The organism is Streptomyces sp. a15, assembly GCF_059026085.1.
The window spans coordinates 91,966-114,089 of record NZ_JBWLKM010000022.1 but is presented as its reverse complement, the minus strand read 5'-3'; the positions used below and the strand labels follow the sequence as shown (position 1 = coordinate 114,089).

Annotated in this window: 13 protein-coding genes; 12 read left to right on the top strand and 1 reads right to left on the bottom strand. The window is 71.7% G+C overall.

Going from position 1 to position 22,124, the window contains the following annotated elements; genetic code table 11:
• Window positions 1-144 precede the first annotated feature (144 nt).
• Genes AC5P09_RS23460 through AC5P09_RS23450 form a run of 3 tightly spaced genes read left to right on the top strand, consistent with a single transcriptional unit; the run spans window position 145 to window position 5,187 of the window.
• A complete protein-coding gene (locus tag AC5P09_RS23460) occupies window positions 145-1,977 on the top strand; it encodes a flavin-containing monooxygenase (RefSeq protein ID WP_493875750.1) in 1,833 nt (610 codons plus the stop codon).
• Complete coding sequence (locus AC5P09_RS23455) at window positions 1,974-3,632, top strand: hypothetical protein (RefSeq protein WP_493875749.1); 1,659 nt, start codon at window positions 1,974-1,976, stop codon at window positions 3,630-3,632. Before AC5P09_RS23460 ends, AC5P09_RS23455 begins: the two co-directional genes overlap by 4 nt.
• Before the next feature lie 34 nt (window positions 3,633-3,666).
• Entirely contained in the window at window positions 3,667-5,187 is a 1,521-nt protein-coding gene (locus tag AC5P09_RS23450) for an FAD-dependent monooxygenase (protein ID WP_493875748.1), read from the top strand.
• 15 nt (window positions 5,188-5,202) lie between these two features.
• Here AC5P09_RS23450 and AC5P09_RS23445 read toward each other — a convergent pair whose 3' ends face one another.
• A complete protein-coding gene (locus tag AC5P09_RS23445) occupies window positions 5,203-5,577 on the bottom strand; it encodes an ArsR/SmtB family transcription factor (protein WP_493875747.1) in 375 nt (124 codons plus the stop codon).
• Window positions 5,578-5,669: 92 nt separating this feature from the next.
• On the opposite strand from AC5P09_RS23445, the gene AC5P09_RS23440 reads away from it, so the two are divergent.
• From AC5P09_RS23440 to AC5P09_RS23400, 9 genes are all read left to right on the top strand, one after another.
• Window positions 5,670-7,028: an NAD(P)-binding domain-containing protein gene (locus AC5P09_RS23440; RefSeq protein WP_493875746.1), complete on the top strand. Its 1,359-nt coding sequence runs from the start codon at window positions 5,670-5,672 to the stop codon at window positions 7,026-7,028.
• A 7-nt stretch (window positions 7,029-7,035) separates the two neighbouring features.
• On the top strand, window positions 7,036-8,256 hold the full coding sequence (locus tag AC5P09_RS23435) for an MFS transporter (RefSeq protein ID WP_493875745.1): 1,221 nt from the start codon (window positions 7,036-7,038) through the stop codon (window positions 8,254-8,256).
• 128 nt (window positions 8,257-8,384) lie between these two features.
• Window positions 8,385-9,914 (top strand): 3' terminal RNA ribose 2'-O-methyltransferase Hen1, encoded by a 1,530-nt coding sequence (locus AC5P09_RS23430; RefSeq protein WP_493875744.1) that lies wholly within the window; start codon window positions 8,385-8,387, stop codon window positions 9,912-9,914.
• Window positions 9,911-12,478 carry a polynucleotide kinase-phosphatase gene (locus tag AC5P09_RS23425; protein WP_493875743.1) on the top strand — a complete coding sequence of 856 codons (2,568 nt, stop codon included), beginning with the start codon at window positions 9,911-9,913 and terminating at the stop codon, window positions 12,476-12,478. Before AC5P09_RS23430 ends, AC5P09_RS23425 begins: the two co-directional genes overlap by 4 nt.
• A 198-nt stretch (window positions 12,479-12,676) precedes the next feature.
• On the top strand, window positions 12,677-14,263 hold the full coding sequence (locus AC5P09_RS23420; RefSeq protein WP_493875742.1) for a VMAP-C domain-containing protein: 1,587 nt from the start codon (window positions 12,677-12,679) through the stop codon (window positions 14,261-14,263).
• Entirely contained in the window at window positions 14,260-15,321 is a 1,062-nt protein-coding gene (locus AC5P09_RS23415; protein WP_493875741.1) for an AAA family ATPase, read from the top strand. Before AC5P09_RS23420 ends, AC5P09_RS23415 begins: the two co-directional genes overlap by 4 nt.
• Entirely contained in the window at window positions 15,322-19,614 is a 4,293-nt protein-coding gene (gene fxsT / locus AC5P09_RS23410; RefSeq protein ID WP_493875740.1) for an FxSxx-COOH system tetratricopeptide repeat protein, read from the top strand.
• 105 nt (window positions 19,615-19,719) lie between these two features.
• Complete coding sequence (locus AC5P09_RS23405) at window positions 19,720-20,907, top strand: alpha/beta fold hydrolase (protein ID WP_493875739.1); 1,188 nt, start codon at window positions 19,720-19,722, stop codon at window positions 20,905-20,907.
• A complete protein-coding gene (locus AC5P09_RS23400) occupies window positions 20,904-22,058 on the top strand; it encodes an effector-associated domain 2-containing protein (RefSeq protein ID WP_493875738.1) in 1,155 nt (384 codons plus the stop codon). Before AC5P09_RS23405 ends, AC5P09_RS23400 begins: the two co-directional genes overlap by 4 nt.
• Window positions 22,059-22,124: the final 66 nt, after the last annotated feature.

Sequence of the window (22,124 nt, the reverse complement as noted above, 5' to 3'; positions counted from 1 at the left end):
ATGTCAGGTTTCTGTCAGGAACGCGGCCGAAGGCTGTCAGCTTGCCCTGCTTGTATATGTGCCGCAGCTCATCCCGGAATTGCACTCGGATCGGACTTCCCCCACCACCGATGACGAGCCCGGGACAGTAGAAAGGGCACACACATGTCCACCTCCCCCCACACCGCCGGCATCTCCACTTCCGAAGACCTGGGCTTCGATCCCGACGCCCTGCGCGCCAAGTACCGCGCCGAGCGCGACCGCAGGTTCCGTCCCGACGGCAACCAGCAGTACCGGCGCCTCACCGCCGAGCCGGGCTCGCACGACGACCCGTACACCGAGTTCGTCGCCCGGGAGCCGTTGCACGACCGGGTCGACGCGGTGGTGATCGGCGGCGGGCTCGGCGGGCTGCTCGCCGCGGCACGGCTGCGGCAGGCGGGCGTGGAGTCGATCCGGGTGATCGAGCAGGCCGGCGACTTCGGCGGCACCTGGTACTGGAACCGGTACCCGGGCATCCACTGCGACATCGACGCGTACATCTACCTGCCGCTGCTGGAGGAACTCGGCCGCCTCCCGAAGTGGAAGTACGCGCCGGGCGAGGAGATCCGGCAGCACGCGATGGCGATCGGGCGGCACTTCGACCTCTACCGGGATGCCTGCTTCCAGACCCGGGTGAGCGAACTGCGCTGGGACGACACCGACATGGAGTGGACCGTCGGCACGGACCGCGGTGACCGGATGCGGGCCAGCTTCGTGGTGATCTCCAGCGGAACGCTCAGCACGCCCAAACTCCCCGCCGTCCCCGGCATCGAGACGTTCAAGGGACGCGTCTTCCACACCAGCCGCTGGGACTACGACTACACGGGCGGTGACGCGAGCGGCGGCCTGCACAAGCTCGCCGACAAGCGGGTCGCCGTCATCGGGACCGGCGCGACCGCGATCCAGGTCGTCCCGCACCTGGGCCGTGACGCGGGGCACCTGTACGTGTTCCAGCGCACGCCCTCCACGGTGGACGTGCGCGGCCAGCGCCCCACGGACCCGGAGTGGGCCGAGTCGCTGCGGCCGGGCTGGCAGAAGCGGCGGAGGGAGAACTTCCTGAAGCTCGTCACCGGCATCCGCGTGGACGAGGACCTGGTGGACGACGCCTGGACCACCAGTGCCCGGCTGCAGGAGAAGCTCATCCCGACCAACGCGTACGCGGACGTGCCGGCCGAGGAGCGGGAACAGGCCTACGAGATCGCCGACTTCCAGAAGATGAACGAGCTGCGCGCCCGGGTGGATTCCATCGTCGAGGATCCGGAGACGGCGGAGAAACTCAAGCCGTGGTACCGCTACATGTGCAAGCGGCCCACCTTCAGCGACACCTACCTCGACACGTTCAACCGGCCCGACGTGACGCTGGTGGACACGGCCGACACCCACGGAGTGGAGCGGATCACCGAGGACGCCGTGGTGGTCGGCGACACCGCGTACGAGGTCGACTGCGTCATCTTCGCGACCGGCTTCCAGGTCGGGGTGTCCGGGATCCTGTCCGGGCAACTGCCCGTGTACGGCCGGGGAGGCGTCGACCTGTTGCAGTCCTGGGCGACCGGCGGCGGCCCGAAGACCCTGCACGGGTTCACCATGGGCGGCTACCCCAACCTCTTCTTACTCGGCCCGCTGCAGAACGCCTCCGCCGTGAACTTCGTGCACATCCTCGACGAGCAGGCGAGCCACGTCGCCGAGATCGTCGCCGAGGCGCGCAAACGGCAGGCCCGGTACGTCGAGCCGACCGCCGAGGCCCAGGACGCCTGGGTGGCCACGATCCGCGAGAAGGCCGCCGACCTGCACAAGTTCCAGGCCGAGTGCACCCCCGGCTACTACAACAACGAGGGCATGCCCAGGCAGCGCAGCGAGTCGTACGGCGACGGGCCGGTCGCCTTCCACGAGCTGCTCCGCCGCTGGCGCGCGGAGGGCGGCATGGACGAGGTCCTCGGGGAGACGGAGCGGTCGGCATGAGCACCGTGTCTCCCAGCCGGTTCGACGACACCGGCAACCGGCAGGTCACCAGCGGTCGTTGGCAGGCCGAGCGGCTCAACCCGCCCAACCTGCTGTGGGGTTCCAACGGCGTCGCGTTCGGGCCCGACGGGCGCCTGTACGTCGCCCAGTTCCTGGCCGGCCGGATCAGCGCCGTCGACCCCGCCACCGGGGATGTCGAGGTGGTCGTACCGATGGACAGCCCTGTCCAGTCGCCGGACGACCTCGCCTTCGGGGCGGACGGCTCGATGTACATCGCCGACCTGGTTCCGGGGCGGGTGTGGCGCCGCAGCCCGCAGGGGGAGTACACGCTCGTCTCCGACGACGTGACGAACCCGAACGGCATCACCTGCGTCGGCGACCGGCTCTTCGTCAACGAGATGAGGCCGGGCGGCCGTCTGATGGAACTGTTCCCCGAGGGTGGCGATCCGGTGGTCCTCACCGAGGGCCTGGCCCTCGGCAACGCGATGCAGCGCGGCCCGGACGGCCACCTGTACTACCCGCACATGATGACCGGCCAGGTCTGGCGGATCCCGCCGGACGGCGGGGTGCCCGAGGTGGTCGCCGAGGAGGTCCACCAGCCGGTCGCGGTCCGTTTCGACCAGGGCGGGGTCCTGTACGTCCTGTCCCGGGGGCCGGAGGGCATCGTCACCCGCGTCGACCTGCACGGCAGCGGGGCGCGGACGCTGGTCACCAGCGGGGTGGTCGGCCTCGACAACGCGGCGTTCGACGCCGAGAACCGGATGTTCGTCTCCAGCTACGCCAGCGGCGGGGTCACCGAGCTGCATCCCGACGGGCGGACGCGTGAACTCGTGCCGCGCGGCCTCGACGGGCCGTACGGCGTGACGATCGACCTGGGCGGCACGGTGTACGCCGCCGACCACTACCGGGTGGCGAGCCCGGCGCTGTCCCACGAGGGCGAGCCGCACAGCGCCGGCTCCGCCGGGGGCGAGCCCGGCGGAGTGACCACCGAGGCCCTGCTGCACTTCTCCCACGGCATCACCGCCGACGGTGAACTCCTGCACCTCACCTCCCAGTTCGGGCAGGTGCAGACCTACGACCCGGCACAGAAGACCACGCGGACCCGGGTCACCGGACTGAACCGGCCCCTGGGCATCACGGTCGGGCCGGACGGCTCGCTCGTCGTCGCGGAGGCGGGCGCCGGGCGGGTCGTGGCCGTCGACGCGAGCGACGCCGTCACCGTGCTCGCCGAAGGCTTCGACCAGCCCGTGGACGTGGCCTTCGACGCGGGGGGACGCTGCTATGTCAGCGACGAGCGGCGGGGTGCCGTACTGAGGATCGAGGAGGACGGGAGACCCACGGTCGTCGCGGAGGGGCTCGGCGCACCGCAGGGGCTGGTGGTCCTGGGCGACGAGCTGTTCACCGTGGAGAGCGGGCCGCGCAGGCTGCGGGTGATCTCCCTGACGACGGGGGAGAGCCGGATCGACGCCGAGGAGCTGCCGGTCGGCCCACCGCCGGGCGTCGTGCCCCGCGCCGAACCCGCCCTGTTCGCGGCCGGCCTGCCCGGCCTGGCCCGCCGCTTCGCCGGACTCGCCGCCGCCCCGGACGGCACACTGCTCCTCTCGGCAGACGGGGAGGGCACGGTGCTCCGGCTGACGCCACGGCGTCCACGGTGACGTGATCGACGGCAGGGCGCACTACCGTGGGGCCATGGCGGCACCGTTGGATGTGCTGGTGGTCGGCGGGGGCCCTACCGGGCTCGCGCTCGCCGCGCAGCTGCGTGCGTACGGGACCCGGTTCCGGATCGTCGACCGGTCCCTGGACCGGGTCCGCGAGTCCCGGGCCCTGGCCATCCAGCCCCGGACACTGGAGGCGCTGGCCGGCTTCGGTGTGACGGACGAGCTGGTCGCCCGGGGCAACCCGGCGATGCGGCTGCGGATGCACCTGCCCCGGCGGGTGGTGTCGATGCGGCTCTTCGACATCGGGCTGAGCGACACCGCGTACCCCTTTCTGCTGTTCCTGTCGCAGGCCGAGACCGAGAGCGTCCTGGCCGGACAGCTGGCCGCACGGGACGTCGCGGTCGAGCGCGGCACCGAGCTGGTGCGGCTGGAGGAGAAGGACTCGTACGTCGTCTGCCGGCTGCGCGGCCCGGACGGTTCCGAGGAGACGGTGCAGGCGCGGTACGTCGTCGGCTGCGACGGCGCCCACAGCACCGTGCGGGCTCAGGCGGGCATCGGGTTCGAGGGGTACGCGTATCCGCAGACGTTCCTGCTCGCCGATCTGGAGGTCGACGGGCTGGAGCCGGATGCCGTGCACACGTACCTGGCCGGGAACGGGATGCTGTTCTTCTTCCCGCTCGGCTCGCCGGCCACCTGGCGGATGCTCGCGATGCGGCCACCCGATGCCCCGGACGCCGAGGTGACCGTGTCGCTCCTGGAGGAGACCGTCGGCCGCTACACCGACGACCGCCTGGCGCTGCGGGACCCGGTGTGGATGACCGACTTCCGGCTCCACAACCGCGGCGCCGCCCGCTACCACGCCGGGCGCTGCTTCCTCGCCGGGGACGCGGCCCACATCCACAGCCCGGCCGGAGCGCAGGGGATGAACACCGGCATCCAGGACGCGCTCAACCTCGGCTGGAAACTCGCCCTCGTCTGCCGAGGCGACGCGCCGGAGGGATCGCTGGAAACGTACGAGACAGAGCGCGCCCCCGTGGGCCGCGTCGTCCGGCGCTTCACCGACCGCGCTTTCACCGTCGGTACCAGCGGCAACCCGGCCATCCGGCTCGCCCGCACCCAACTCGCCCCGCGGCTGGCCCCGTTGGTGATGCGGTCGGCGGCGCTGCGCGGGCGGATCTTCCGTACGGTCTCCGAACTGGGCATCCACTACCGGCGCAGCCCCGCCTCGGTGGACGGCTCGCGTCCGCCGCGGCGCGGCCCGCGGGCCGGCGACCGGCTGCCCGACCTGCCGAGCGGGCTCCAGGCGCGGTGTGCCGGCCCGGGGTATCAGTTGCTGCTCACCGGGCCGCCCCACCTGTGGAGCGAGGAACGGATCGCCCCTCTCCTGCGCGGCCGTGACGGCCTCGTCGGCGTCCACCGCCTCGAGAACCGGGGCCCTTGGCCCGGCGTCGCGCACGGGCTCCTACGCCCCGACGGCTACCTCGGGTATGTGGCCACTGGAGCGCAGCTCACGGGGCTGCGCGGGTACCTCGACCGATGGCTTCCCGCCTGATCAGGCCGAAGTCGCTCAGGTGCGCAGGTCGAGCAGGGCGGACATGGCGGCGACCACGGACGGGGCGACCTGGTAGTAGACCCAGGTCCCGCGCCGCTCCGAGGTGAGCAGTCCGGCTTCGCGCAGCTTCTTCAGGTGGTGGGAGACGGTCGGCTGGGAGACGCCGACGTCGGAGATGTCGCAGACGCACGCCTCGCCGCCCGGGTAGGAGGCGACCTTGGAGAACAGGCGCAGCCGCACGGGATCGGACAGCGCCTTGAACATCGCGGCCATCTTCTCCGCGTCGGCCCGGGACAGCTCCCCGGCGGTGATCGGCGGGCAGCACGGCACTGTCGCCCCGGCGTCCAGGACCGGCAGTTCCGCCAGTTCCGCAATCTCTGACTTCGACATGTGTCTATGTTGACACTCGTCGATACGGGTGGCAAGCTCCAGACATCACAGGACATCGACAATCATCGAAGCAAGCAGGGAGATCGACCACCATGAGTGAGCAGCAGCTCCCCGTCGTCGTCATCGGAGCCGGCCCTGTCGGCCTGGCCGCGGCCGCCCACCTCGTCGAGCGCGGCATCGAACCCCTGGTCCTGGAGGCCGGACCGGCCGCCGCCTCCGCGGTGCGCGAGTGGAGCCATGTGCGGCTGTTCTCCACCTGGGGCGAGGTCACCGATCCGGCCGCCGAGAAGCTGCTCGCGCCGACCGGCTGGACCAAGCCGGACGCAGCCACGTATCCCTCCGGCGGCGACTGGGCCGAGCAGTACCTGCAGCCGCTGGCCGACGCCCTGGGCGACCGCGTCCGGTACGGCACGGAGGTCACCGGCGTCTCACGCACCGGCCGCGACCGCATCGTCGACGCCGACCGCGAGTCCCAGCCCTTCGTCCTGCACCTCACCACCTCCGACGGCCGTGAGGAGCGCCTCTTCGCCCGGGCCGTCATCGACGCCTCCGGCACGTGGACCACGCCCGGTCCGGCCGGGGCGAGCGGCCTGCCCGCCCTCGGCGAGAAGGCCGTCGCCGACCGCGTCACGTACCGGGTGCCCGACCTCAAGGACCCGGCCGTCCGCGCCCGTTACGCCGGCAAGCGCACCGCGGTCATCGGCTCCGGTGCCTCCGCCTTCACCGCGCTGGCCACCCTCGCCGACGTCGCCCAGGAGGAGCCGGGGACGCACGCGGTGTGGATCCTGCGGCGCGGGATCAGCGGCTCCACGTTCGGCGGCGGCGAGGCCGACGAGCTGCCCGCCCGCGGCGCCCTGGGTCTGGCGGCGAAGGCCGCCGTCGACAACGGTCACGCGGACGCCGTCACCGGCTTCCGTACCGAGGCCATCGAACGCGCCGAGGACGGACGGCTGATCCTGGTCGGCGAGGACGGACGGCGACTCGACCCGGTCGACGAGGTCATCGTGCTGACCGGCTTCCGCCCGGACCTGTCCTTCCTGTCCGAGGTCCGCCTCGGCCTGGACGAGCGCCTCCAGGCACCCACCGCGCTGGCGCCCCTCATCGACCCCAACCAGCACTCCTGCGGCACCGTCTACCCGCACGGCCACAAGGAGCTGTCCCACCCCGAGCAGGACATCTACCTGGTCGGCATGAAGTCCTACGGCCGCGCCCCCACCTTCCTCGCCATGACCGGGTACGAGCAGGTCCGCTCCGTCGCCGCGGCCATCGCCGGTGACCTCGAGTCCGCCGACCGCGTGGAGCTGACCCTGCCGGAGACCGGGGTGTGCGGCGGAGCCGGGCTCTTCGACGACCCGGCCGCCGAGCAGGCGGGCGGCGGAGGGTGCTGCGCCCCGGCGCCCGCTCTCGTGCAGATCGGTATCGGCGCCCCCGCCTCGTCCGGCGGTTGCTGACCTTGCGGTGACGGACCTGCACGGCAGCGCGGTCGCGACCGGCATCGGGGACCGGTCGCGGCCGCGTGCCGCCCTTCCCGCCCTGTGCGCCACCCAGATCACCGGCTGGGGCATCGTCTACTACGCCTTCCCCGTCCTCAACGCGCGCATCACCGCCGACACCGGCTGGTCCACCACCGCGACGACCGGCGCCTTCTCCGGCGCCCTGGTCGTCTCCGCGCTCGCCGGAATACCGGTCGGCCGCATCCTGGACCGCCGGGGCCCACGCGCCGTGATGACCACCGGCTCACTGCTGGCCGTCGTGGCGGTGCTCACCCTCGCGTGGGCGCCCAACCTGGCGGTCTTCACAGCGGCTTGGCTGCTCGCCGGGACGGCGATGGCCGCCACCTTCTACCAGCCCGCGTTCGCCGCCGTCACGCGGTGGTGGGGAGAGGACCGCGTCCGTGCCCTCACGATCGTCACTCTCGCCGGCGGCCTCGCCTCCACCGCCTTCGCACCCCTGACGGCAGCCCTCGCCGAACACCTGAGCTGGCGCCTGACGTACACCGTCCTGGCGGCGATCCTCGCGGCCGTCACCGTCCCCGCCCATGCCCTCGCCCTGCGCGGGCCCTGGCCGGCCGCACCGGCCCACCCCACGCACCAGACGGGCGACGGCAGCCGGTCGGTCGCCCGCAGCCGCCCCTTCCTCCTCCTCGCCACCGCCTTCACCCTCAACGGCTTCGCGATGTACGCCGTCGTCGTCGCCCTCGTCCCGCTCCTCGCCGAACGCGGCGCGAGCCCCACCGCGGCGGCCTGGGCCCTGGGCCTCGGCGGAGTGGGCCAGACCCTGGGCCGCACGCTGTACCGAGGGCTCGCCCGCCGTACCGGCGTCACCACCCGCACCGTCGCCTTGATCGTCCTGGGCGGTGCGACCACCGCGGCCCTCGCCGTCGTCCCGGGCCCGTACCCGCTGCTCCTCCTCCTGGCCGTCGCCGCGGGCATGGTGCGCGGCAACCTCACTCTCCTCCAGGCCACCGCCGTGGCCGACCGCTGGGGAACGGCCGACTACGGCCGCCTGTCCGGGATCCTCGCCGCCCCCGCCGCCATCGCGGGGGCGCTGGCCCCCTTCGCCGGCGCGGCGCTGGCGCACGCGTTGGGCGGCTACCCGCATCTCTTCGTCCTGCTCGCCGGGGTATCCCTGGCCGCCGCCGCCCTGGCCGCGGGATCGGGGATCCGGCGCGGCACCTGACGAACAGGGTTGCGTGAAAAATCCCGAGTGTGCGCAGGGAGCGGCCGATGTACGTTGTGCGGACGCGACCGCGATGTCCGACAGGACGAAAACCCCCAGCTCAGAAGGTATTTCGAGGTGTAACCACCGTGTTTCTGACGATCAGTACCACCGGCACCGCCGAACGCCCCGCCACCGACCTCGGCTTCCTGCTGCACAAGCATCCCGAGAAGGCGCAGGCGTTCTCCACGTCCTACGGCACGGCGCACGTCCTCTACCCCGAGGCGGATGCCGAGCGCTGCACGGCGGCGCTGCTGCTGGAGGTCGACGCGGTGGCACTGGTCAGGCGCGGCAAGGGCAAGGGACGCGGCGGCGCCCCCGACGCGGCACTCGCGCAGTACGTCAACGACCGCCCGTACGCAGCCTCCTCGCTGCTCGCCGTGGCGCTGAGCGGCGTCTTCTCCAGCGCGATGCGGGGCGTGTGCAACGCCAGGCCCGAAGCGGCCGAGCAGACCAGGCCGTTGCGCATCGAGGTGCCCGCCCTTCCGGCCAGAGGCGGCCCCGAGCTCGTACGACGTCTCTTCGAGCCGCTCGGCTGGGCGGTGACCGTCGATCCGGTGGCGCTGGACGCCGAGTTCCCGGACTGGGGCGACTCGCGGTACGTGCGGCTCGTCCTGGAATCCTCGGAGCTCACTCTCGCAGCGGCCCTGCGTCACCTGTACGTCCTGCTGCCCGTCCTCGACGACGCCAAGCACTACTGGGTGGCCCCCGACGAGGTCGACAAGCTGCTGCGGGCCGGTGAGGGCTGGCTGCCCGAGCACCCGGAGCAGAAGCTGATCACCAGCCGCTATCTGTCGCGCCGCTGGTCGCTGACCCGGCAGGCGATGGAACGGCTGGAGCTCGTGCGGCTGGCCGAGACCGACGACAGCGAGGTCGAGGAGATCGACAACGCGGTCGAGGCGGAGGCCGAGACCGAGGAGAAGCCGACCCCGCTCGCCGTACAGCGCCGGGACGCGATCGTCGCCGCGCTCCAGGCGTCCGGCGCCGCCCGGGTGCTCGACCTCGGCTGCGGGCAGGGCCAGTTGGTGCAGGCGCTGCTCAAGGACCCGAAGTTCACCGAGATCGTCGGCACCGATGTGTCCATGCGGGCGCTGACCGTCGCCTCCCGGCGGCTGAAGCTGGACCGCATGGGGGAGCGGCAGGCCTCGCGCGTCCAGCTCTTCCAGAGCTCGCTGGCGTACACCGACAACCGGCTCAAGGGATACGACGCCGCTGTGCTGAGCGAGGTGATCGAGCACCTCGACCTGCCGCGGCTGCCCGCCCTGGAGTACGCGGTGTTCGGCTCGGCCCGTCCCCGCACCGTGCTGGTCACGACACCGAACGTCGAGTACAACGTGCGCTGGGAGAGCCTCCCGGCCGGACACGTCCGGCACGGCGACCACCGCTTCGAGTGGACGCGCGCGGAGTTCCGGGCATGGGCACAGGCAGTGGGCGAACGGCACGGCTACGGCGTGGAGTTCATACCGGTCGGACCCGACGACCCGGAGGTCGGGCCGCCGACTCAGATGGCCATATTCGTACAGCGGAACGCGACCGAGAAGAACGCGACCGAGAAGAACGCGACCGAGAAGAACGCGACCGAGAAGAACGCGAATGAGAAGGAGGCGAAGGCAGCATGACCGAGACCCGGACCAAGGGACGCGTCCTTCCCGTCACCGACCTCTCCCTCGTCGTTCTCGTCGGCGCCTCCGGCTCCGGCAAGTCCACCTTCGCCCACCGGCACTTCAAGCCGACCGAGATCATCTCCTCCGACTTCTGCCGCGGCCTGGTCTCCGACGACGAGAACGACCAGAGCGCGACGAGGGACGCCTTCGACGTCCTGCACTACATCGCGGGCAAGCGCCTCGCCGCCGGCCGCCGTACCGTCGTGGACGCCACCAGCGTGCAGCAGGACTCCCGCCGGCAGTTGATCGACCTCGCCAAGAAGTACGACGTGCTGCCCATCGCCATCGTGCTCGACGTGCCGGAGGAGGTCTGCGCCGAACGCAACACAGCCCGCGTCGACCGCGCCGACATGCCGCGCCGGGTCATCGGACGCCACATCCGCGAACTGCGCCGCTCGGTCCGGCACTTGGAGCGCGAGGGCTTCCGGAAGGTGCACATCCTCCGGGGCGTCGAGGACATCGAGAACGCCACCGTCGTCACCGAGAAGCGCTTCAACGACCTGACCCACCTCACCGGCCCCTTCGACATCGTCGGCGACATCCACGGCTGCGCCTCCGAACTGGAGACACTGCTCGGCAAGTTGGGCTACACCGACGGCGTCCACCCCGAGGGCCGCACCGCGGTCTTCGTCGGCGACCTCGTCGACCGCGGCCCGGACAGCCCGGGCGTGCTGCGCCGCGTGATGTCGATGGTGAAGTCGGGCAACGCCCTGTGCGTGCCCGGCAACCACGAGAACAAGTACGGCCGTTACCTCAAGGGCCGCAAGGTCCAGCACACCCACGGACTCGCCGAGACCATCGAGCAGATGGACGGCGAGAGCGAGGAGTTCGCCGCCGAGGTCCGGGAGTTCATCGACGGGCTCGTCAGCCACTACGTCCTCGACGGCGGCCGGCTGGTCGTCTGCCACGCCGGCCTGCCGGAGAAGTACCACGGCCGCACCTCCGGCCGGGTCCGCTCGCACGCCCTGTACGGCGACACCACCGGAGAGACCGACGAGTTCGGGCTGCCGGTGCGCTACCCGTGGGCGGAGGACTACCGGGGCCGGGCGGCCGTGGTCTACGGCCACACCCCGGTCCCCGAGGCTACGTGGCTCAACAACACCATCTGCCTGGACACCGGCGCCGTCTTCGGCGGCAAGCTCACCGCGCTGCGCTGGCCGGAGCGCGAGCTGGTCGACGTACCGGCGGAGCAGATGTGGTACGAGCCGACGAAGCCGCTGCGCAGCGAGGCCCCGGGCGGCCACGACGGACGCCCGCTCGACCTCGCCGACGTGCACGGGCGCCGGGTCGTGGAGACACGGCACGCCGGTCGGGTGTCGGTCCGGGAGGAGAACGCGGCGGCGGCCCTGGAGGTCATGAGCCGCTTCGCGGTGGACCCGCGGCTGCTGCCGTACCTTCCGCCGACCATGGCGCCCACCGCCACCTCGCACATCGAGGGCTACCTGGAGCACCCGGCCGAGGCGTTCGCCCAGTACAAGGAGGACGGCGTCGAGCGGGTCGTGTGCGAGGAGAAGCACATGGGCTCGCGGGCGGTGGCCCTGGTGTGCCGGGACGCGGAGGCGGCCCGCAAGCGCTTCGGCGTGGACGGTCCGACCGGGTCGCTGTACACGCGCACCGGCCGTCCGTTCTTCGACGACGAGTCCGTCACCGAGGAGATCCTCGGCCGCCTGCGCAAGGCGATCGACGAGGCGGGCCTCTGGACCGAACTCACGGCATCCGACAGCGCCTCCGGCGCGGGCGACTGGCTCCTGTTGGACGCCGAACTGATGCCGTGGTCGCTGAAGGCGTCCGGTCTGCTCCGCAGTCAGTACGCGGCTGTCGGCGCCGCCTCCGGGGCTGTCTTCCCGGGTGCGCTGACCGCCCTGGAGGGCGCGGCGGCACGCGGCGTCGACGTGGCGGACCTGCTGTCCCGCCAGCGCGAACGGGCCGACGCCGCCTCGAAGTTCACGGACGCCTACCGGCGCTACTGCTGGACCACGGACGGCCTCGACGGCGTCCGCCTGGCACCGTTCCAGATCCTCGCCGTGCAGGGCCGCAGCCTCGCCGCCCTGCCGCACGACGAGCAGCTCGGCCTGCTGGACCGGCTGGTGGAGCACGACAGCACCGGCCTGCTCCAGACCACCCGACGCCTGTACGTCGACACCGCCGACCCGGAGTCGGTGCGGGCGGGCGTCGACTGGTGGCTGGAGATGACCGGCCGCGGCGGCGAGGGCATGGTCGTCAAGCCGGTCGGCGCTGTAGTACGCAGCGAAGCGGGCCGCCTGGTGCAGCCCGGCATCAAGTGCCGCGGCCGCGAGTACCTGCGGATCATCTACGGCCCGGAGTACACCCGCCCGGACCACCTCGCCCGGCTCCGCCACAGGTTCCTCAACCACAAGCGGTCGCTGGCGATCCGCGAGTACGCGCTCGGCCTTGAGGCGCTCGACCGACTGGCCGAGGGCGAGCCGCTGTGGCGGGTGCACGAGGCCGTGTTCGGGGTGCTGGCGCTGGAGTCGGAGCCGGTGGACCCGCGGTTGTGAACCGGCGTTCCCGGCGACGGTGGCGGGTGGCGATGCGAGTGGTCGCCCACCCGCCACCTCTCCGGGCCGTTCCGCAGGGCCCCTCTTCCGGGCGTCGCCGGGTCGTGGCCGCCGGTGTCGAGGCGGCCTGGATAGGCCGGAGTCAACGTGCTACGTTCGCTGGTCCAGTCAGGTGTACCGGCTCGTGGGGGAAGGTCGGTGGAGACAGCGGCGGGATCGGGCGAGTTCGGGCGTGCGCCGGGAAGGGACCTGCTGTTCCGCCTGACAGAGGCCCTGTGTGAGCTGAGTTGCCTGGAGGACCAGGCCGGGCGCGGTTTCTTCGCCAGGGTGCTCTCGGACCAGCTGAGCGTGCATGTCGACCTGCGCGGCACCAAGCAGCGCGAGGACGTGATCGCGCTGGTGCAGGCGGCGCTGAACGTGCCCGAGGGCGAGCGTGTGCTGACTGATGTGGTGCGCGTCTTCGAAGGCGCCGAGGCGGCCGCCGAACTGGAGCAGTTACTGGTCTTCGCGGGCCGGACCGCGCTCGCCGAGCCACTGCCCGGCCCCCTGACCCACGACGACGTGCATTCCGCGCTCGCCCTCCTGGACGCCGTCGAGGGGAGGCTGTCCGGGGCCCGGCTGCGGGACGGGCTCGTCACGGAGCTGCACCACGACCTGCCCCCCGGCCTTTCGCTCCATCAGCTCTTCGCGTACACAGCGGAGTTGAACGTCCAGCCGGACGGACTGCCGCCCGCCGTACTTCTCATGGACCAGGCCGCCGAGCTGACCGGAGTCCCGGGCTGGCAACGCGCTCTGTCCCTGTGGGCCCACAGCTGGGCGGAGCGAAGCGGACTCCTCACCGCGCTGGAACGGCGCCGGCTCGCCCGGGCCGACGCCGCCGACCCGGATCCGACGATCCCCAGATGTCTGGTCGTGGCCGTCGAGCCGGCCCGCGACGGCTCGGGGGACGTCGTCGTCCGGCCCTGGCTCAACACGGTCGCGGGCCACTGGCGCCCGCAACCGGCTGATCCCGAGACAACCAGCCTCGACGGGCTCGGCAGCGCGGTCGAGCGAGCTCTGCGACAGGTCCTCCGGTTGTACTCCGCACCGAACGAGCCGAGGTCCGACGGCAGTGAACCCACGCCGCCTTACGTCGAGTTCGTCCTCCCCTATGACTTACTCAACCACAATGTGGCCGGCCTGACCGTTCGCTCGGGGGACGGCAAGCCGCTGCCCCTCGGGCTGAAGTACGGGGTGCACCTGCGCAGCCTGGAGCGGATGCGCACCGACGACGTCCTGGTCAGGGCACAGTGGCAGGACCGGTGGAACACACTGCAGCAGCGCGGGATCACCGTCCACGGTTGGCGAACGGCCGACACCGGCGGACTCGAAGAGTGGCAGGCCACCCTCGCGGCCGAGCCGAGCCGCACCGCCGCGGTGCTCGACGCCCCTGACGGAGGCGCCGCGACGGAGGCGCTCAAGGCCGCCATCGCCGAGGGGATCGGCCTCGCGGTCTGGGACCGCAGAGGTGAGTTCCCGGAGGAGCGGAGGGAGGTGGTGACGGCCGTGTTCGCCGCCGTGCAGCAGCCGGCCCGGCTTCCGGTCGTGATCCACCAGCTCCGGCGCAGGGCCGAACTCAACGTCGCGGGGCCCCTGCTGCTGGGCAGGCACATCGCCTTCTTCTGGGACGACCCCAACCGGCTGGTCGACATCCAGACAGCCGCCGACTACGGCCTTGAGTACGAGCACGGCATCGGGTATTCCGACGACATCGACACCATCGACAGCGAGGAGACGCCGGTATGAGCGCGCCGGAAACCGCGGACGGGGAGGACTGGCGCGTCTTCCGTGCCACTGGGGCCGTCCCGATCGGGTCGCCCCCCGCCCTGCGGCCCGCTCCGCCGTGGCGCCGGTTCCGCGGCGGCCCGCCGCAGCCCCCGCCGCCCGACGACGAGCAGGCCGCACTGCGCCGCCTCGGAAACGTCGACGCGATGCCACAGCTCGACTCGGAGAGCATCGACACCGTCAATGCCGCCCTGCTGCTGCGCCGCCCTTTGTTGGTGACCGGTGCACCCGGCGTCGGCAAGTCCACGCTCGCCTACCTGATTTCCCGCGAGCTCGGTCTGGGACGCGTGCTGGAATGGAACATCGTCAGCCGCACCACTCTGCGTGACGGCCTCTACTCCCACGACGCTCTGGGCCGCGCCCAGGCCATCGCCGCATGGCGAGCCGGTCTACGCCCTGCCGAAACCACTCCCGACGACATCCGGGGCGCGGACGGTCAACCGGCGCCGACCCTGGGTGGCTTCATCACCCTGGGTGCCCTGGGCACCGCGCTGCTGCCCTACGACCGCCCTCGCGTCCTGCTCGTCGACGAACTCGACAAGAGCGACATCGACCTGCCCAACGACCTGTTGCACGTCCTGGAGAACGGCAGTTACGAGATTCCCGAGCTGGTGCGCGACACGTCCGACACCGCGCGCGTGCAGACCAGCGACCCGGGGTGCTTCGCCGAGTTACGGCAAGGGCGGGTGGAATGCCGGGAGTTCCCGGTCGTGGTCATCACCAGCAACGGTGAGCGGGAGTTCCCGGCCGCTTTCCGCAGGCGCTGCCTTCCACTGGAAATGCGCACCCCGACCCGGGAACAACTGCTCGCCATCGTGGACAGCCACCTCAGGGTACGGCCGCCGGATGCAGAGGCCCTGGTCGACCTGTTCGTCAAACGGGTCGAGGCGGGCGGAACGCATTCGCTGGACCAGCTCCTCAACGCCGTGCAGGTGACCACCGCGGGTACGTTCCGTGCCCACGCGGGTGGGCGCAAACTCCTGGAAATGCTGCTGCGTGACCTTGCGAAAGGCCGCTGAATGGACGGTTTCCCCCGCGAGCGCGCGCCAGGTACGGGCCGTGGCGGCGTCGGTCAGGGAACCACGGCGCGCTCGGATCCGGCGCGCCCCGCCACGGACCGTTCTGAGTTCCTTCCGCACTGGCAGGAGCTGGCGGACGCCGTCTGGCTGAGCGCTCACTGGATTCGCGCAGGCCGGCCCACGACGGCGGAGAGTCCACCGGCGGACATCGGCGAGCAGGGCGGCCACCCGCAGGAGCCCGCCGTGACCGGGCGGTCCCCGGACGAGCAGCCGACGCCGCCGAGCGACGACGGCGTCGCCACGCACCCGTTGTTCTCCCCGGACCCGGAAGGTCCCGACCAGGTACGTCTGGGCCTGCCCACCCTGCCTCGGCCAAAGCCCGGCAAGGCGATGCACGGCGGCCGATCCGCGGCGCTGGCCCGCGCCCTGCACCGGCTCGCCCGTCAGGTGCCGTCCCGTGACGCCGTACAACTGGACGAAGAGGTCACGGCGGAGCGGGGCGTCTTCGACGAGCTGTGGATACCTTGGTTCCGCCCCGCCGACGCCACGGCGTTCGAACTGGTCGTCCTCGTCGACGACGCTCCCACCATGGCCATACGGGACGAGGAGACGACAGGCCTCTTGGCCGCCGCCGAACACAGCGGCGCCTTCCGGGCCGTACGTACCGTCAAGGTCGACATGCCGCTCGCCGGGGAGCCGAGGCTGCGGTGGGGTGCGGCCCGGGCCACGATGGATCCCGGAGAGATCCTCAACGGCAAGGGAGACCGGATCTTCCTCGTCGTCACGGACGGCCTGCGCCATGGCTGGACCCGGCCCGCCGCCGACCATCTGCTCGACCGCCTCGGCCGGGCCGGGCCCACGGCCCTCGTGCATCTGCTTCCGCCCCATCTGCGCCACCGCTCCTCGCTCTACCCGTACCCGGCCGTCCTGGAGGCGGGTGGATTCGGCGCACCCAACGACGCCCTCACCCACCGGGCTCCGCCGGGCGGTCCCGACCCGATGCGACCGCTGCCCGGCGGCGAGGGCTCCATGCCGGTGCCCGTACTGTCCCTCAAGCCCGGTTCCCTGGCCGCCTGGGCCGACATCGTGACCGGGGAACGAGGAGTGCGCCGCGACCTGCCGGCTGTCTTGGTGGGCACGCTCACCAAAGGCGCGCCCGCCCCCGGACTGCGTGCCCCGCGTCTCCCCGGCGCCGCCACCGCAGCCGTACGCCACTTCTTCACCCTCGCCACACCGGCCGCGCGCCGACTGGCCACCCAACTCGCCGTCATCCCACTCGACTTCGACCTTGTCGAGCAGCTGCGGCGGCGCACCAAACCGGAGACCAGCCACGACCACCTCGCCGAAATCCTCATGGGCGGACTGATCGAATGGGACGGCGGCGGGGGACACCCCGAATTCGCGGACGGGATCCGCGAGGCACTGCTCGCCACGACCACCCGCAGTCAACTCGCCCGCACCGTCGCCCTGGTGGGCGAGCTGCCCGCCGCGGGCGAGCGGGGCGTCGCATTACGTGCCGCCCTGCGCAATCCGACGGGGACGACGCTCCCCGACCCGGCCGAGCACGGATGGGTGCGCAGTGAGCTGGCCGTCATGCGCGCACTGGCGGGACCGTACTCCGAGCGCGCCCGCCGCATCGAACCGAACGTGAACCGAGGGACGCCAGGACCGCCCCCGCATAAGAACGCGCCGGTCCGCGAGGCACCCCTCGTGGACGCGGCGTCGGCACGCTCCTACCTGACCCAGCACCCGACGGAGGCACGGCCGGGCATGAACACGAACTCGGCGGGAACGCCTGCCCTTCTGGTGAACGTCCCCCTGCGGAACACGACGTTCGTCGGCCGCCAGGCGCTGCTGAGGTCCGTGGAGGAACAGCTGGGTGCCCAGGACACCGCGGCCGTACTGCCACACGCGCTGCACGGCATGGGCGGGGTCGGCAAGTCCCAGCTTGCGCTCGAATACGTCTACACCCACCAGCACGACTACAAGGTGATCTGCTGGATCCCCGCCGAACGGGAAAGCCTCGTCCTCGCCGGGCTGGCCACCCTGGCGGTCCAGCTGGGTGTCGCCCCCACTGAGCGGGACAGCGTGGGCGCCCCGGCCGCGGGCACGGCCGTGCCCGCGGCCCTGGAGGCGCTGCGCACCGGAGTGCCCTACGACAACTGGCTGCTCGTCTTCGACAATGCCGAGGACGTCGAGATGGTACGGAACTTCTTCCCGTCCAACGGGCCGGGGAAGATCGTCGTCACCTCTCGCAACCGTGCCTGGGAACGCGTTGCCACCCCGCTGCCGGTGAATGTCTTCGAGCGTGAGGAGTCCGTCGAGCTGCTGCAGAAGCGCTCGCACGACCTGTCCACCGGGGACGCCGACCGGCTCGCCGAGGCCCTCGGTGACCTTCCCCTCGCCGTGGAACAGGCGGGTACCTGGCACGCCGTCACCGGCATGCAGGTCGACGAGTACCTCCAGCTGCTCGACCAGCGCAGCCCGGAGATCCTCGAACTCGACCCGGCCCCCGACTACCCGGTCTCCGTCGCCGCGGCCTGGGACATCTCGCTGGAGCGGCTCAGGGAGAGCAACCCGGGCGCCCGCCAACTCCTCGACATATGCGCCAGCATGGCTCCCGAGCCCATCCCGCGTTCGATGCTGCGCGGCAGCCGCGGCGTCAACATCACCCCCGAGATCGACCCGCTGCTACGCGAGTCGATCAAATTCAACCGCGCAGTGCGTGACCTCAGCCAGTTCTCCTTGGTGAAGGTCGACCCGCGCTCCGACACGCTTCAGATGCACCGTCTGCTGCAGACGGTGCTTCTGGCCAAGCTGAGCCCCGAGGAGCGGGAGCGGATGCGGGGTGCCGCGCATCAGTTGCTGTCGGCGGCCAAACGAGGACCGTTCGGCTCGTCATTGGAGTGGCGCGCCTACCAGGCGCTGCTGCCCCACGTGCTCACGTCGCGGGCGGTGACCAGCACCGACACCTGGGTGCGGGAACTGGTCCAGGACACCGTGTGGTTCCTCTACTACTGGGGCGACCACGCGGGCGCCGCCGACTTCGCGCGCCAGGCATGGCACGCCTGGCTCGCGGCCTCGGGCGAGGAGAACATCCACGTCATCCGTATGACGAAGAGCCTGTCGTTCCTGCTCCGTCAGATCGGTGAGGTGCCCGAGTCCATAACGCTCAGCGAGCAGGCACTGGAGGTGTCCCGCCGCACGCAGGTCGACCCCGAGGAACTGATCGACTCCCTGTGCGACCTGGCCGACGCCCGCGGCTACCAGGGCCGGTTCCGGGAGGCGCGCGACCTCAGCGAGGAGGCCACGGAACTGGCCCGGTCCTTGTTCGGTCCGGACGACCCCGCCACGCTGCGCGCCACTCACACCTGGGGTGTGGCCCTGCGGCTGTGCGGTCAGTTCACGGAGGCGCTGCGGCTGGACCAGGAGAACGCCAGGCTGCGCGACCTGCTGTTCGGCCCCGCGAACTTCTTCACCCTCAACAGCCTCAACGCCATCGCTCTCGACATGCTGGAGGCCGGCGACCACCCGGCCGCCCGCGACTTCCAGGAGGACATCCACCGCCGGGCACGCACCGCACTCGGCGAGGAGAACCCGCTCGCCCTGCGCATCGCCCGTACCCTCGCCGTCTGCCGGCGTCGTGACGGGGCGCTCGCCGAGGCCTCCGGGCTCTCCGAGTCAACGCTGCGGAGCTTCGTCGCCCGTTACGGACCGGACCACTTCGACTCGCTGCAGACGGCGAACAACGTGTCCGTCGACCGCCGTCTGGCCGGTGACCTCGACAGTTCCCGCCGACTGGCCGAGGACACACTGCGGCGATACCAGCAGCGCCTTGGCGAGGACCACGCGTACACCCTGCTGACCAAGGCCAATCTGGCCGCCACCCAGCGTGCGCTCGGTGCCCTGGATCACGCCCGGGATCTGGAGGACGACGCGGCCCGCAGACTCGGTGAGACGGTGGGACCGCGTCACATCACCACACTGACCGTCTCCCTCGGCCAGGCCAACACGGCTTACGCGGGCCTCGACTTCGAGCGGGCGCACGGGATCGACGCCGCCAATCTGCCGCTGCTCGCCGAGACCGCGGGCGAGGCGCACCCGCTGACCCTGTCGTGCACGGCCAACCTCGCCCTCGACCTGCGCGGCCTGGGCCGCGGGGAGGAGGCCGACGAGGTGCAGCGAAAGGCTGTGGAGGGCTTCACCCGCGTGGTCCGCGCCGACCACCCCTGGCTCGTCGCGGCCCGTCAACGACGCCGCATCGAGTGCGACCTGTCGCCCGTCCCGCTCTAGACGCCCGCTCTAGACGCCCGCTCCAGACGTAGACCGCTCCAGACGCAGACCGCGGTGACCAGCACCGGGAAGCGCCGGCTTCCCCCCACCCGAAGGCGAGGCCTGATGTCGACGGTTGTCCTCATCCACGGGACCGGCGTGCGCCGCCCCGGCTTCTCTGCGCTGACGGGACGCGTGACCACCGGGCTCACCGCGCTGCGGGACGGGTTGCGCATCGTGCCGTACTACTGGGGCGGGACCCACGGCGCCACGCTCGCGGCGGGCGGCGCGAGCCTGCCCCCGGAAGCGGGCACCGGTCGCGGGATCAGCGGATCCTTCGACGGGGTCGCGTCGCTCGCACCGGCGCCGGACGGTGACCTGGTCGCCTGGGCCACCCTCTACGCGGACCCCGATGCCGAACTCGCCCTCGCTGCCGCGGCCGCACGCAATCCCGTCGAGCGGCCCCCGGGCTCGGTCCTGCCCGAACAGCCGATCCAGGAACGTCTGACCGCTCTGACCGCCCAGGGCGGCGACCTGTCGACCGAGTGGGGTGCCGATGTGGCGGACGCCGCGAGCCGCCTGCGCGCCCACCCACTGCTGGGTCCCGCCGCCGAAGCCCTCGGCCAGGACGACCTCGCGGTGCTCGTCGCCCGGGCCCTGGTCGCCCGCTGCATCGCGGAGGCTCTCGACTCCGGCGACCCGCTCGTCCCGCACGGCCACTGTCGTGATGAGCTTGTCGAGCACCTCGCACAGTTCCTCGGTGCCGCGCCGAAGGGCGCCGAACGAGGTGTGCGGTCACGCCTGTCGGGGGTGGCGGGAGCCATGGTGTCCCGTGCCGTGGTACGTCGCCGTCACGCCCTCACCCAGGCCGCCCACCCGGCAGCGGGCGACGTACTGCGCTACCTGTGCCGGGGCGAGCCCGTCCGGGTCGACCTGCGTGGCCTGCTGGCGGACCTCGAACCGCCGGTGACCTTGGTCGGGCACAGTCTCGGCGGAGTCATCGCCCTCGACACCCTCGTCGCCACGGAGCTGCCACAGGTCCGACTCCTGGTCACGGTGGGCTCCCAAGGCCCCTTTCTCTACGAGTCAGGCTCCCTGCCCTCCCTCGCCCACCCCGCACCACTGCCACCTCATGTACCGGACTGGCTGAACCTCTACGACCCGCACGATCTGCTGAGCTACCTCGGTGCCGGTCTCTTTCCCGGGCGGGTCACCGACGCGGCCGTCCACAGCGGACAGCCGTTTCCCGCCGCACACAGCGCCTACTGGACGAACCCGGACGTGTACCGACTCATCGCGGAGCGTCTGCCGTGACCGGCCCCGACGGCCCCGCGTCCCGGGCCCGTTCCACCCGGGTGCACGCGCTGATCGTCGGCATCGAGGCGTATGAGGCGGGCACCGCCTGGGATCTGCCCGGGCCCGCCCGCGATGCCGTCGCCTTCCACCGGCTGCTCCGTGCCGCCGGTGTGCCGGACGACCAACTGCACCTCCACCTGGCCCCGTTGCCTCCCTTCGCGCCCGGCGTCCGGCATCGACCCGCCGACCAGGCCACGCTGCGCCGCGCCCTGGTACGCGAACTCCCCGAGGCGCAGGGGGACATCCTGTGGGTCTGGTGGGGCGGGCACGGCGTCCTCGACAGAGCCGGTCATCTCCGGCTGTTCTGCGCGGACGCAACCACGAGCGACAAGGTCTCCATCGACCTCGAGTCCGCGCTCACCCGTTACACCAGCGACGCCGTTCCCGGATTCACCGAGCAGTTGTGGATCGTGGACGTGTGCGAGACGTTCGAGGAGGCCCTTGCCTTCCGCGACCCGCTGCCGTCCGACGCCCTCCCTGGGGGACGGCGCACTCTCGCGCACCGGCAGACACTGCTGCGGGCCGCGGGCCGCGGCCGTCGAGCGGTCAATGATCCCTTGCGCGCCACCGGCCTCTTCTCGGACGTGCTGCTCGACCTTCTGACGGACCGTTCGTCCGTCCTGCCCGCGCTCCCCGACTCGGAGGAGTTGTTCACCGCGGTAAGGGAAAGGATCAGCACCTTGCGGGAGACCGGGCACACCCTCCAGCATCCCGAAATCCACCTTCGCAGCCCGGAGCGCACCGAGGCGCTGGCAGCAGTGCCGGACGGCCCGGCGTCGCACGAGCGTGCGGTATCCCCGCTGGGCCGGGCGGTGGATGCGCTGCTCGCCTATCCGCTGATGTCCGATCCTGCCGAACGGCAGGCAGTCGTGGCCGCGTTGGACCCGGCAGCCGTGGGCATGCTGCCGCGGCACAACAAAGCTCGTACCGACGCGGTCGGCATTCTCACGGCGCTTGCCCGGCGTCGGCCCGAGTCGCTGTGGGAGCTGTACGACGCGGTGCTGTCGGTCGACAACGACCCGGAGCGGAAGGCCGAACTGGCCGCTGCCTTGGGCGAATTGACTCACTCGCGCAAGTCCGGCAGGAGCACCGACGGCCATGTGCGATGATCTGGCGGTCGGCGGGCTCCGGACGAGCCCGGGTGCCTCGTGTGCCACCATGAACCACGAAGGGGG

Excerpts from the sequence above, each read along its gene's own strand:
- AC5P09_RS23460 (WP_493875750.1), top strand. The coding sequence starts at position 145 with ATGTCCACCTCCCCCCACACCGCCGGCATCTCCACTTCCGAAGACCTG.
- AC5P09_RS23455 (WP_493875749.1), top strand. The coding sequence starts at position 1,974 with ATGAGCACCGTGTCTCCCAGCCGGTTCGACGACACCGGCAACCGGCAG.
- AC5P09_RS23450 (WP_493875748.1), top strand. The coding sequence starts at position 3,667 with ATGGCGGCACCGTTGGATGTGCTGGTGGTCGGCGGGGGCCCTACCGGG.
- AC5P09_RS23445 (WP_493875747.1), bottom strand. The coding sequence starts at position 5,577 with ATGTCGAAGTCAGAGATTGCGGAACTGGCGGAACTGCCGGTCCTGGAC.
- AC5P09_RS23440 (WP_493875746.1), top strand. The coding sequence starts at position 5,670 with ATGAGTGAGCAGCAGCTCCCCGTCGTCGTCATCGGAGCCGGCCCTGTC.
- AC5P09_RS23425 (WP_493875743.1), top strand. The coding sequence starts at position 9,911 with ATGACCGAGACCCGGACCAAGGGACGCGTCCTTCCCGTCACCGACCTC.
- AC5P09_RS23415 (WP_493875741.1), top strand. The coding sequence starts at position 14,260 with ATGAGCGCGCCGGAAACCGCGGACGGGGAGGACTGGCGCGTCTTCCGT.
- fxsT (WP_493875740.1), top strand. The coding sequence starts at position 15,322 with ATGGACGGTTTCCCCCGCGAGCGCGCGCCAGGTACGGGCCGTGGCGGC.
- AC5P09_RS23405 (WP_493875739.1), top strand. The coding sequence starts at position 19,720 with ATGTCGACGGTTGTCCTCATCCACGGGACCGGCGTGCGCCGCCCCGGC.